A 12,884-nucleotide genomic window follows, 5' to 3' on the forward strand; every position below is an offset into this window, starting at 1 on the left:
TCCACGACGGCATGACGGCCCTGAGCACTCGTGGAGTGACCCGCTTCATCGAGCTCGGCCCCGCCGGAGTCCTCACCGCCATGGGCCAGTCCTGCGTCCAGGACGGACAGTTCGTCCCCGTCCTGCGCAAGGACCGCCCCGAAGAGGAAACCGCCGTCACCGCCCTGGCCCGCATGCACACCCTCGGCCTGAGCGTCGACTGGAACGCCTACTTCACCGGCCACAACCCCCACCAGGTCGACCTGCCCACCTACGCCTTCCAACGCGACCGCTACTGGCTCGACGCACCGACCGCCACCGGCGACCTGACCTCGGCGGGCCTGGGAACCGTCGGACACCCACTGCTCGGCGCCGCCCTCCCCCTCGCGGACAGCGACCGACTCGTCCTGACCGGCCGACTGTCCGTCCAGTCACAGCCATGGCTCGCGGACCACGCCGTCTCCGGAGCGATCCTCTTCCCCGGCACCGCGTTCCTGGAACTCGCCGTCCAGGCCGCCGACCGCGTGGGCTGCGACCGAGTGGAAGAACTCACCCTGGAAGCACCCCTGGTACTCCCCGACCACGGCGGCATCGTCCTCCAGATCACCGCGGAAGCCCCCCAGAACAACGGCACCCGCCCGATCACCATCCACTCCCGACCCGAGAACACCGACCCCGACCAGCCCTGGACCCGCCACGCCAGCGGCGCCCTGGGCATCGATGACGGCACCGCACCCGCCATCGGCCCCGACCTGGGCGTGTGGCCCCCGGCGGGTGCGGAGCCCGTCGAGGTCGGCGATCTGTACGAGCGCTTCGCCGAGGCCGGCTTCGGCTACGGCCCCGCGTTCCAGGGGCTGCGGCACGTGTGGGTGGCCGACGACGCCGTGTACGCCGAGGTACGGCTCCCCGAGGAACAGCGGGCGCCCGCCAGTGCGTACGGACTGCACCCGGCCCTGCTCGACGCCGCGCTGCACGGCATCGCCCTCGGCTCGCTCATCGACAGCGGCGAGGGGGAGGGCCGGCTGCCGTTCTCCTGGACGGGCGTGTCCCTGCGGGCCTCCGGAACGACGGAACTGCGGGTGCGGATCGGCGTCGCGGGCACCGACGCGGTGTCCGTGGCGGTCGCGGACTCCTCCGGCAGCCCGGTCGCCGCCATCGACGCGCTGGTGCTGCGCAGGATGTCGGCCGCGCAGCTCGGGGCCGCCCGGCCGACCGGGCACGAGGCGCTGTTCCGGGTCGACTGGCCGTCCGTGCCGGCCCCGGCGCAGCTGCCGGGGCCCACCAGGCTGGCCCTGGTCGGACCGGACGACCTCAAGCACCTGGAGGTCCTGGAGGACCTCGGGTTCTTCCTGGAGTCCTACACGGACCTGGTCGCGCTCACCGGTGCCGTCGCCTCGGGCAGTTCGGCCCCCGCGATGGTGCTCGTCCCGTGCCCGTCCGCACCGGACGGCGCCGAGTCGGTACGGACCGCCACCCGCCGTGCTCTGTCCCTGGTGCAGTCCTGGCTCGCGGACGAGCGGTTCGCGTCGTCCCGAATGGTGTTCGTCACCCGGCGGGCAGTCGCCACCGCCCCCGGTGAGGGTGTGTCCGATCTGGCCAACGCCGCGGTCTGGGGCCTGGTCCGCGCGGCGCAGTCGGAGCATCCCGACCGCTTCGTCCTGGTCGACGTCGACGAGGACGAGGCGTCCGGCCGGGCCCTGGGCGCGGCGCTGCTGTCCGGCGAACCTCAGCTGGCGGTGCGCGGCGGCGAACTCACGGTGCCCAGGCTGGCCAGGGTGACGTCCGTTCCGCAGACCGGCGCGCCGGCCTGGAACGCCGACGGCACCGTTCTGATCACCGGTACGGGCCTTCTGGGCGGCCTGCTCGCCCGGCACCTCGTCCGGCAGCGGGGCGTCCGCCGGCTGGTGCTGACCAGTCGGCGCGGCCCGGCCGCCGAGGGTGCCGAGGCTCTGCGGGCCGAACTCACCGGGCTCGGCGCCCAGGTCACCGTCGCCGCCTGCGACGCCGCCGACCGCGAGGCGCTGGCCGCGGTGCTCGCCGCGATCCCCGCGGACCATCCGCTGACCGCCGTGGTGCACACGGCGGGCATCGTCGACGACAGTCTGGTCGACGGGCTCACGCCGGAGCGGCTGGACACGGTGCTGCGGCCGAAGGTGGACGCCGTGCTGAACCTGCACGAGCTGACGCGCGACCAGGACCTCGCCGCCTTCGTGGTGTACTCCTCGGCGGCCGGGGTGCTGGGCAGTGCGGGCCAGGCCAACTACGCGGCGGCGAACGCCTTCCTGGACGCGTTCGCGCACAGCCGGCGCGGCCAGGGGCTGCCCGCCACCTCGCTCGCCTGGGGGCCCTGGGACGAACTCAGCACCATGACCGCCACGCTCGACGCCGGCGACATCGCCCGTGCGGCTCGCGCCGGTGTGGGCGGGCTGTCGTCCGAGGAGGGCCTGCGGCTGTTCGAGACGGCGCTCGGCCTGGAGGACCCGCTGCTGGTGCCGATCCGGATCGACACCGGGGCGCTGCGGACCGGTACTTCGGGCGTCGCCCTTCCCGCCGTGCTCCGCGGCCTGGTGCGCACCCCGGGCCGCCGGACCGTGGCCACGGCCGTGTCCGGCGACGGCGGCGCGGGCGGACCGTCCCTGGCCGGGCGCCTGGCGGCGATGCCGGAGGCCGAACAGCTCGGCGTGCTGATCGACCTGGTGCGGGTCCAGGTGGCCGCCGTGCTGGGCCACTCGGGGCCGCAGTCGGTGCCCGAGGAGCACCAGTTCGTGGATTCCGGCTTCGACTCGCTCACCGCGGTCGAGCTGCGGAACCGCCTGAACGCCGCCACCGGGCTGCGGCTGCCCGCCACCCTGGCCTTCGACCACCGCACCCCGGCCGACCTGGCGGAGCGGCTGCGCCGCGAGCTGGCCGAGGCGCCGACCGCCACGGGCCGCGCACCGGAGTCGCCGGCAGCCGCCCAGGCCGCCGCCGAGGGCGGTTCGGCGACGCTGAGCTCGCTCTACATGGGGGCCTTTCAGCGTGGCAAGTGGGGAGAGGCGTTCGACCTGCTGCGGGCCGTCGCCGCGCTGCGGCCGCAGTTCAGCTCCTCCGCCGACCTCGACAAGCCGCCGACGCCGATCAGGCTCGGCCGGGGCGAGGCACCGACCCAGGTGTTCTGCCTCCCCTCGTGCCTCGCCCTGGCCGGACTGCACCAGTACGCGCGGTTCGCGTCGTCCTTCAGGGGACTGCGCGACGTGTCGGCGCTTCCGCTGCCCGGATTCGTCCGGGACGAGAGCCTCCCGGCGACCATGGACGCCGTCGTCCAGGCCCAGGCGGCGGCCATCGCCGAGGCCGCGGACGGTGCCCCGTTCGTCCTGCTCGGAACGTCGGCGGGCGGCTGGTTCGCCCAGGCCGCGGCAGGCCGGCTCGAAGACCTGGGCATCCGGCCGGCCGGTGTCGTCCTGGTGGACACGTACGTGCCCAAGAGCAACTTCGTCAACCAGTTCGGGCTGGCCCTGATGGACGGCATGACGGAACGCGAAGGCACCTTCGTCGCGATGGACGACGACCGGCTGACGGCGATGGGCTGGTACCTCGACATCTGCAAGGAGTGGGAGCCGCGGCCCGTCGACGCGCCCACCCTGCTCGTCCGGGCCGAGGAGCCGCTGGCCGGCGGCAACACCCAGGCCGCCCCCGAGAAGTGGCGCTCCTACTGGGACCTGCCCCATGACGTCGTCGACGTCCGGGGCAACCACTTCAGCGTGATGGAGGACCACGTCGCCTCCACCGCGGCCGCCGTCGAGGCCTGGATCTCTGCCCTGCCGCCGCAGGACGACGCCCGGTGAGCGCGCTCGCCGGCGCACCTCCGCGCGGGACGCGGTTCGCATTCGACCAGTACCGGCACGGCCGGTAGAGACCGAAAGGGACACCTACGACCATGGCACCGCCGAACAACGACGACAGCCTGTGGCTGCGCCGCTTCCACCCCCAGCCCGACGCCACGGTGCGGCTGATCTGCTTCCCGCACGCCGGAGGATCCGCGAGCTTCTTCTTCCCGATGTCGGAGGAGATGTCCTCGGGGATCGAGGTGATGGCCGTCCAGTACCCGGGACGGCAGGACCGACGCTCCGAGCAACCCGTCGAGAGCGTCCAGGGGCTGGCCCGGGAGATCTTCACCGTGCTCACCCGATGGACGGATCTGCCCATCGCGCTCTTCGGCCACAGCATGGGCGCCAGCGTGGCCTTCGAGGTGGCGCGGCTGCTGGAGCAGGAGTCCGGCATCGTGCCGGCCGCCCTGTTCGCCTCCGGCCGGAACGCGCCGTCCCAGCACCGCAGCCACGAGATCCACCTGCTCGACGACAACGGCATCGTGGCGGAGCTGCAGCGGCTCAGCGGCACCGACTCCCGCATCCTGGGCGACCTGGAGCTGCTGCGCTTCGCGCTGCCCGCGATCCGCAGCGACTACAAGGCCGCGGAGACCTACCGCTATGTGCCCGGCCCCCCGCTGCACTGTCCCATCGTGGGACTCGGCGGCGACGGCGACCTCCGCGTCGCCGTCGAGGAGGTGGCGGCCTGGGGCGACCACACCTCCGGGACTTTCGAGCTGCAGGTCTTCCCCGGGGGCCACTTCTACCTCAGCGACCAGAAGGCCGCTGTCGTCAACACGGTGTGGGATTTCCTCAGGGCCCGTAACACGATCACGGTGCTGCCTTCGCGAGTCGCCGGCGGATGAATGCGCAGGCGAGAGACACGACGGTCCGCTCCACGCCGTAGTGAAGCCCCCGTCAGTTGAATTCCGGCTGAACTCAACTCCCGTCGCGTAAGGGGTCGGTAGGGGTTGTCGCCAGTCTTCGACTCAGCTTTGCTGAACCCGCGTAACGGGACCCTAGGAAAGAAGAAACACTCATGCGCGTGCTATTCGCCACCGTCTCCGAGAAATCCCACCTGTACACCATGGTCCCGTTGGCGTGGGCGTGCGCCGCAGCCGGCCACGAGGTGAGGGTCGCCAGCAACCCCGCCCTCACCGAGGCCATCGCCCGCACCGGCCTCACCGCGGTGTCCGTCGGTACGGACCACAACCTGCACGAGATGTTCGCCATGCACCACGACCAGCTGGAGAACGAGATCTCCGACTGGTCGCAGCCGTACGCGGACCACCAGACCTGGGAGAAGGTACTCACCAAGTACCGGATGAGCGTTCAGTTCGCCTACCGGATCTACAACGACTGCATGGTCGACGACATGGTGGCGCTCGCCCGGGACTGGCAGCCGGACCTGGTCATCTGGGACCCGCTCACCTACGCGGCACCGGTGGCGGCCCGCGTGGTCGGCGCCGCCCACGCGCGCATGCTGTGGGCGGTCGACATCTACTCCAAGATGCGCTCGGTCTTCCTCGAACTGATGGAGCAGCAGCCGGCGGAGAAGCGCGAGGACCCCCTGGCCGCCTGGCTGACCGAACTGCTGGCCCGCTACGGCTGCGACTTCGCCGAAGAGGTCACCACCGGCCAGTGGACCATCGACCAGATCCCGGACAGCCTCCAGCTGCCGCTGGACGTGAAGCGCGTCCCGGTGCGCTGGGTGCCGTTCAACGGTCCTTCGGTGGAGCCCGCCTGGGTCCGCGAGAAGCCCCAGCGGCCCCGGGTCTGCCTGACCTCCGGCATCTCCTTCGGGGCGCTGGGCGGTTCCTTCGTGCCCATCCAGGAGATCCTGGACGCGGTCGCCGACCTCGACATCGAGCTCATCGCGGCGCTGCCCGCGGAGGTGTCCGCCGGGCTGGAGCGGGTGCCGGACAACGCCCGCCTGGTGGACTTCGTACCGCTGCACACGCTGCTCCCCAGCTGCTCCGTGATCCTCCACCACGGCGGCTTCGGCTCCTGGGCGACCGCACTCGTCAACGGCGTGCCGCAGTTCATGGCCCCGATCCGGTTCGCGGACTGGTGGTCGAAGGCGACCGCCCTGGAGGCCTCGGGCGCGGGCATCTACACGCACGCCGGCGAACTCACCGCCCAGGGCGTGCGCGAGGGGATCGAGCGGCTGCTCGGCGAGAAGTCCTTCCAGGAGTCCGCCGACCGGCTGCGGGCGGAGATCCTGGCGACGCCGAGCCCCGCCGAACTCGTGCCGGTACTCGAGAAGCTGACCGCCGAGCACCGCTCATGACCGTACGGAAGCTGGCCGTCGACGGAGCCTACGCGTTCACGCCGGCGGTCCACCCCGACGAGCGGGGGACGTTCTGCGCGAGCTACACCGAGTCCTCCTTCGTGGCGGCGGTCGGGCACCCGCTGCGGCTGGGGCAGTACCACAACAGCGTGTCCCGGCGCGGCACGGTCCGCGGGATCCACTTCGCCGATGTACCGCCCGGGCAGGGCAAGTTCGTCACCTGCACCCGCGGCTCGCTGCTCGACGTGGTGGTGGACATCCGGGTGGGCTCACCGACCTTCGGGCAGTGGGACTCCCTCGTGCTGGACTCCGGGAAGCGCGAAGGGGTCTACCTCGCCGAGGGGCTCGGGCACGCGTTCATGGCCCTTGAGGACGACACCGTGGCCGCGTACCTCTGCTCGACCGAGTACAACCCGGCCGCGGAGCACGAGATCGATCCCTTCGACCCCGCGCTCGGCCTCCCCTGGCCGGACGGCATCGCGCCCCTGGTGTCGGACCGGGACCGCGACGCGCCCACCCTGCGGGAGGCCCTGCAGGCCGGCGCACTGCCGGACTACGGCGTGTGTTCGGCGCGCTACGCTGAACTACGCCGCAACTGACACGGCGCCACCATGGCAGCTCCACCGGCCGGTTGATTTCCCGCAGCCGTCCGGTGGAGCGGCGCCGTTCACCGGACGGAAGGCCTCCGATGGTCGCATCGGGTGGTCGGGCACGGGTATGCCCGCCTCCGGCGGCACAGACGAAGGAATACCGGTGGAGAAAGAAAGAGCAGGCATGCCGGCGATCGAGGTCCAGAAACTCCGGAAAACCTACGGCGACCACGTCGCCGTGGACGACGTCTCATTCGTCGTCGAAGAGGGCGAGATATTCGGCATTCTCGGCCCCAACGGCGCGGGCAAGACGACGACCGTGGAATGCGTCGAGGGCCTGCGCAGGTACGACGGGGGCAAGGTCTCCGTCATGGGGCTCGACCCGCACCAGGACAAGGAGCAGCTGCGGCAGCACATCGGCATTCAGCTCCAGGAGAGCGAACTGCCGCCCCGGCTCAAGGTCTGGGAAGCGCTGCAGATGTACAGCACCTTCTACCGCGACCCGGCCGACTGGCGGAGTCTGATCACCGACTGGGGGCTGGAGCAGAAACGCGACAGCCGGTTCGGGCAGCTGTCCGGGGGCCAGAAGCAGCGGCTGTCCATCGCCCTCGCGCTGGTCGGCAACCCACGGATCGCGGTGTTCGACGAGCTGACGACCGCACTCGACCCCCGGGCCCGGCGGGACACCTGGGAGCTGATCGAGCGGGTCCGCGCCCAGGGCGTCACCGTCCTGCTGGTCACCCACTTCATGGAGGAGGCCGAGCGGCTCTGCGACCGCATCGCGGTCATCAGGGAAGGACGGCTGGTGGCCCTCGACACCCCGGCCGGCCTGATCTCCGCCGCCGACACCCAACAGCGCCTGCGCTTCACCCCCTCCGCCCCGCTGGACGACACCCTGCTGACCGCGCTGCCCGAGGTCACGTCGGTGACCCGGACCAACTCCCGGGTGACGGTGACCGGCACGGAGAACCTGGTGTACGCGGTGGTCTCGGCCCTCGCCCGGCACGGGATCGTCCCCGGCGAACTGCGTCTGGAACAACCGACGCTGGAGGACGCCTTCGTGAAGCTCACCGGTTCGGCGCCGGGCCACTGACGCCGTGCCACGACCGACCGACGCCGGGCCGCACCGGCCCCAAGACGACCTGCTGCCGGCCCCTGCGGCAGCCACCCCGACCGAAGGGCGGCCGCCGGCCGCCAGGAGGACACGCATGACCGGGCGCTCCCAGCTCACCCTCGTCGAGACGAAGCTCTTCCTCCGCGATCCGACCGCGGTGTTCTTCGTCATCGCACTGCCGCTCGTGCTGCTGCAGATCTTCCACATCATCACCGGCAACTCGGACGACACCCCTGCCAAGAAGGCGGCGATGGCGGCGTTCGTCCCGGCCATGGCGATCTCGATGTGCCTCACCATGCTGTCGCTGAACCTGCTGCCCACCACCCTGGCGACCTACCGGGAGAAGGGCATTCTGCGCCGGATGGCGGCCAGCCCCGTCCACCCCGTCAACCTGCTGCTCGCCCAGCTCGTCATCAACCTGGCGACCGCCGTCCTGGGGGCGTTGCTGGTCCTCGGTGTCGGACGGCTCGCGCTCGACACGGCGCTGCCGGAACAGGTGCCCGCCTTCCTGCTGACGTTCTTCCTCGGCGCCTGGGCACTGTTCTCGGTCGGCCTGGTCGTCGCCGCGGTGGCGCCGGGAAGCCGCGCGGCGACCTCGATCGGCCTGTCGTTGCTGTTCCCCAGCCTGTTCTTCGGAGGGGTGTTCCTCCCGAAGGAGCAACTGCCCGACACCGTCTCCACCATCGGGGACTACACCCCCCTCGGCGCCACCCTGCAAGCCCTGCGGGACTCCTGGGAAGGCCACTGGCCGCAGACCCTGCACCTGGTCGTCCTCGTGGTCGTCGGCACCCTGTGCAGCGTGCTGGCGGCCAGGCTGTTCCGCTGGCAGTGACCCGCCGGCAGTGAGATGGGACAGGACCCGGGCCGGCCTCCGCAGCGCACGCGAGGCGGAGGCCGGCCCGGGTCTCCCCCGCACGCACAGTCGATCGCTGATCAATGGACGGCCGCAGCCTCAGAGAACCAGTAACGGTAAAGGAATCACTGATGGAGTACACCTACCTCGGCCGCACGGCCCTCCAGGTGAGCCGGCTCTGCCTGGGCACGCTGAACCTGGGGGTCCGGGCGACCAGGGACGAGAGTTTCGAGATCATGGACCGCGGCCTGGCCCGCGGGATCAACTTCTTCGACACCGCCAACCAGTACGGCTGGCAGGTCCACAAGGGCTTCACGGAGGAACTGCTCGGCGAGTGGTTCGCCCAGGGCGGTGGCCGCCGCGACCAGGTCGTGCTCGGCACCAAGGTGTTCAACCCGATGAGCGACCGCCCCAACGACGGCGGCCTGTCCGCCCGCCACATCATCGCCTCCTGCGAAGCCTCGTTGCGCCGGCTGCGGACCGACTGGATCGACCTCTTCCAGATGCACCACATCGACCGCCACGCCCCCTGGGAGGAGGTCTGGCAGGCGATGGAGATGCTCACCCAGCAGGGCAAGGTCCGGTACGTGGGCTCGTCCAACTTCGCCGGCTGGCACATCGCCGAGGCGCAGGAGGCCGCGGCGCGCCGCAACTTCCTCGGCATCGTGTCCGAGCAGTCCGTCTACAACATGGTCACCCGCTACGTGGAGCTGGAACTCATCCCGGCCGCCCAGCGGTACGGGGTGGCCGTCCTCGCCTGGTCGCCCCTGCACGGGGGGCTGCTGAGCGGCGCGCTGCGCAAGCTGGAGGAGGGCACCGCCGTCAAGACCGCGCAGGGGCGGGCGATGGAGGCGCTGGAGAAGCACCGCGACGCCGTCGCCGCGTACGAGAAGCTGTGCGCCGGCATCGACGCCGACCCGGCCGAGGTGGGCCTGGCCTGGGTCATGTCCCGGCCCGGGATCACGGCCCCGGTCATCGGCCCGCGCAGCACCGGTCAGCTCGAGAGCGCCCTGAACGCCCTGGACCTGAAGCTGACGGACGAGCTGCTGGCCGAGATCGACACCCTGTTCCCGCCCGTCGGCAACGGCGGGCCCGGCCCCGAAGCGTGGGCGTGGTGAATGCCCTCGCGACCCGCGTCGCGCGCTCCGCGCACGCGGCCGACAGCTCCACGGTCACGCTGTCCGGCTTCCACGACTGGCTCGACGAGCGCCGCCGGGCCGATGCGTCGAGGATCGAGCGCATCCCGTTCGCGGCCATGCGCGGATGGGGCTTCGAGCCGGGTTCGGGCAACCTCGTCCACGACAGCGGTCGGTTCTTCAGCGTCGAAGGCCTGGACGTCAGCATGCCGGGCCGCGCGGTCGAGACGTGGACCCAGCCGATCCTCAACCAGCCGGAGATCGGCATCCTCGGCGTCATAGCCAAGGAGTTCGACGGTGTGCTGCACTTCCTCATGCAGGCCAAGATGGAGCCCGGCAACTGCAACGGGCTGCAGCTCTCGCCGACCGTGCAGGCCACCCGCAGCAACTACACCCGGATCCACCGGGGCGCGGCCGTCCCCTACGTCGAGTACTTCCAGCGGCCCGGGCGGTACCGGATCCTCGCCGACGTGCGCCAGTCCGAGCAGGGCTGCTGGTTCTACCGCAAGCGCAACCGCAACATCATCATCGAAGTGGACGAGGACATCGAGGTCCTGGACGGGTTCCACTGGCTGACCCTGAGCCAGCTGCATCAACTGCTCGTCGTCGAGGACCTGGTCAACATGGACTCGCGCAGTGTCCTCGCCTGTCTGCCCTTCCCGTTCCACGGATGCGGCGTGGGCGACGCCGGCCCGCACGCCGTACCCGTCGGCACCGACCTGCTCAGCTGGATCACCGAGGCCCGCACCCGGTACGACCCGTGCGCCGCGCGCATCCCGCTGAACAGGGTGCTCCACTGGCAGCGTTCGGCGGACCGCATCTCCCACGAGACCGGCGGATTCTTCAGCGTCATCGCGGTGGACGTCCAGGCCGGCGGCCGCGAGGTCCGCAGCTGGTCCCAGCCCATGATCGAGCCGCACGGCACCGGCCTGTCGGCCTTCCTGACCCGACGCGTCGACGGCACCCTGCAGGCGCTCGTGCACGCACGCGTGGAACCGGGATACACCGACGTCCTGGAGCTCGCCCCCACCGTGCAGTGCACGCCCGAGAACTACACCCATCTGCCGGCCGCCGCCCGGCCGCCGCTCCTCGACCAGGTGGCCGGGGCACCGCCCGAGCGGGTGCTCTTCGACTCGGTCCTCTCGGAGGAGGGCGGGCGTTTCTACCACGCCCGCAACCGCTATCTCGTCGTCGACGCCGACCCCGGCCTCCGCGACGCCGATCCCGGCCCCGACTACCGCTGGATCCCGGTCCCGGAACTCGTCGGGCTGATCCGGCACAGCCACTACCTCAACATCGAGGCCCGTACGCTGATCGCCTGCCTGCAGAGCGTGGACGCTCCGACGGCGCTGCGGTAGCGGGCGGACCGCTCCCGCTGCCGCCCGCCGCCCCACCCGGGCCTTCTCCGGTGCTGTGCCGAGGGCTCGCGGGACGCGAGCCCGTGCATGGGTGGGGTGGCGGGCCGCGGCGCGGTGTCAGTCGGTGCCGAACAGGGTGCGGGCGAAGTACTGGGTGTCGAAGAACTCGCGCATGACGGTGATCCGCCCGTCCGCCACCGTGAAGAGCGCGCTGATGTGGATGAGGTACGGTGCCCCGGTCCTGGTCGTCGAGTGCGAGACGCACTCGACCGCGACCTGGTCCCCCTCCGCGATCACGTGTTTGACGTCGACCGAGTAGTCGGCGTCGGGAGCGAAGCGCTCGCCCATGGGCACCATGAACCTCTCGATGACTTCGGCCGGACCGTGCCAGGCCCCCGCCACCGGGTGGGTGCCGGGGATGTGGAAGACCGTCTCCGGGGAGAGCGTCTCCAGCAGCACGGTCAGGTCCTTCTCGCGCAGTGCCTGGAGGTACCGCAGGACCACGCTCTTCGCGTCGGGGGCGGCCGGCCGGCTCGTCACTGTGTTCCGATCGTGAACAGCTTCGGGGTGAGGGCGCGCTCGAAGGGGGCCATGAGGACCGACACGGGGGCGAAGCGGAGGTAGGCGTCGCGCAGCGCCCGCTGCACGGGCTTGTCCAGTTGCTCCACCGCGCCGAGCCGGCGGGAGACCTCGACCATTTCCCGGGTCCGCTCCCGCCGCAGATCCTCGTAGGCGCGCAGCGCGGCCACCGGGTCGGAGAGCGCGCTCAGGCACTGGGCCAGCACCACGGCGTCCTCCATCGCACTGCTGCCGCCCTGGCCGAGGCTGGTCAGCATCGGGTGCGCCGCGTCCCCCAGCAGGGTCACCGGTCCCTCGCCCCACTGCTCGAGGAACGGACGGTCCTGGGCCGGTACGCCGACGATGGTCTCGGCGGGGGTGACCCGGATCGCCTCGCGCACCTCGTCGGCCCAGCCGGCGAAGGCCCGGACGATCTGTTCCTTGTCCCCGTTCCAGCTGCGGGCGGATTCCGCGGACATGTTGGCCGTTCCCCACCAGTAGACCCGGCCGTGGCCCACGTCGTGGAGGCCGAAGCGGCGGCCGAGACCCCAGTAGTGGGCGTTGAGACCCTGGGTGAACTTCGGGTGCTCGAACGGGGTCACCGCCAGCCAGCAGATGAAGCCGCCGTCGGTGGGCGCTCCGGCACCCGTGCGCTGGCGGCGGATCGCCGAGTTGATGCCGTCGGCCCCGATGAGGATGTCCCCGGTGTCCTCCCGCCCGTCCTCGAAGCGGACCCGGACGCCGTCCTCGGTCACCTCGTACTCCGTGGCGGTCGCGCCCACCTCGATCGGGCAGTCGCCGAGCGCGTCGAGCAGCGCCGCCTGCAGGTCGCCCCGGTACATGGCGACGCTCGGTGCGCCGATCCGGTCGCAGGCGTCCTTGAACGGCAGGGACCGCAGCAGCCGGCCCCGGCTGTCCAGGAGATCGCTGCGCAGCAGGATCCCGCCTCGTTTCTCCAGGCCGAGGTCGATGTCCAGGGCACGCAGCGCGGCCAGCGCGTTGGTCATCACGGAGATGCCGAACCCGGCCGGTCGTATCTCGTGTGCGCGTTCGTACACCACGGCCTCGACGCCGACGCGGCGCAGGGTGACGGCGGCCGTGAGGCCACCGATCCCCGCCCCGATGACAAGAGCCTTGCGGCGTCTCGTGTGCTGTGTCATG

At 71.4% G+C, this 12,884-nt stretch carries 10 protein-coding genes; 8 read left to right on the top strand and 2 right to left on the bottom strand.

Features of this window, described 5'->3' with window-relative positions; genetic code table 11:
- Positions 1-35: 35 nt before the first annotated feature.
- The 8 genes from ACIQIB_RS30865 (at position 36) to ACIQIB_RS30900 (ending at position 11,165) form a co-directional block, all read left to right on the top strand.
- The gene (locus ACIQIB_RS30865) at positions 36-3,803 is read left to right on the top strand and encodes a type I polyketide synthase (protein ID WP_400762051.1); all 3,768 of its coding nucleotides are present in this window, start codon (positions 36-38) and stop codon (positions 3,801-3,803) included.
- 92 nt (positions 3,804-3,895) lie between these two features.
- Complete coding sequence (locus ACIQIB_RS30870) at positions 3,896-4,690, top strand: alpha/beta fold hydrolase (protein ID WP_363609496.1); 795 nt, start codon at positions 3,896-3,898, stop codon at positions 4,688-4,690.
- Between the two features lie 173 nt (positions 4,691-4,863).
- Positions 4,864-6,114: an activator-dependent family glycosyltransferase gene (locus tag ACIQIB_RS30875; RefSeq protein WP_400762053.1), complete on the top strand. Its 1,251-nt coding sequence runs from the start codon at positions 4,864-4,866 to the stop codon at positions 6,112-6,114.
- Complete coding sequence (locus tag ACIQIB_RS30880; protein ID WP_400762055.1) at positions 6,111-6,713, top strand: dTDP-4-dehydrorhamnose 3,5-epimerase family protein; 603 nt, start codon at positions 6,111-6,113, stop codon at positions 6,711-6,713. The genes ACIQIB_RS30875 and ACIQIB_RS30880 overlap by 4 nt, the downstream gene beginning before the upstream one ends.
- Before the next feature lie 175 nt (positions 6,714-6,888).
- Complete coding sequence (locus tag ACIQIB_RS30885) at positions 6,889-7,797, top strand: ABC transporter ATP-binding protein (RefSeq protein WP_363609489.1); 909 nt, start codon at positions 6,889-6,891, stop codon at positions 7,795-7,797.
- A gap of 115 nt (positions 7,798-7,912) precedes the next feature.
- Positions 7,913-8,650, top strand: coding sequence for an ABC transporter permease (locus ACIQIB_RS30890; RefSeq protein WP_363609487.1), 738 nt, complete (start codon positions 7,913-7,915; stop codon positions 8,648-8,650).
- 152 nt (positions 8,651-8,802) lie between these two features.
- On the top strand, positions 8,803-9,789 hold the full coding sequence (locus ACIQIB_RS30895) for an aldo/keto reductase (protein ID WP_363609485.1): 987 nt from the start codon (positions 8,803-8,805) through the stop codon (positions 9,787-9,789).
- Complete coding sequence (locus ACIQIB_RS30900) at positions 9,783-11,165, top strand: NDP-hexose 2,3-dehydratase family protein (protein ID WP_400659255.1); 1,383 nt, start codon at positions 9,783-9,785, stop codon at positions 11,163-11,165. Before ACIQIB_RS30895 ends, ACIQIB_RS30900 begins: the two co-directional genes overlap by 7 nt.
- A gap of 117 nt (positions 11,166-11,282) precedes the next feature.
- Here ACIQIB_RS30900 and ACIQIB_RS30905 read toward each other — a convergent pair whose 3' ends face one another.
- Both ACIQIB_RS30905 and ACIQIB_RS30910 read right to left on the bottom strand, forming a co-directional pair.
- Positions 11,283-11,705: a nuclear transport factor 2 family protein gene (locus ACIQIB_RS30905; RefSeq protein WP_363609481.1), complete on the bottom strand. Its 423-nt coding sequence runs from the start codon at positions 11,703-11,705 to the stop codon at positions 11,283-11,285.
- Complete coding sequence (locus ACIQIB_RS30910) at positions 11,702-12,883, bottom strand: FAD-dependent monooxygenase (protein ID WP_400762057.1); 1,182 nt, start codon at positions 12,881-12,883, stop codon at positions 11,702-11,704. The genes ACIQIB_RS30905 and ACIQIB_RS30910 overlap by 4 nt, the downstream gene beginning before the upstream one ends.
- Between the last annotated feature and the right edge of the window lies 1 nt (position 12,884).

It is taken from the genome of Kitasatospora sp. NPDC092286 (genome assembly GCF_044755565.1).
Classification (GTDB): domain Bacteria; phylum Actinomycetota; class Actinomycetes; order Streptomycetales; family Streptomycetaceae; genus Kitasatospora.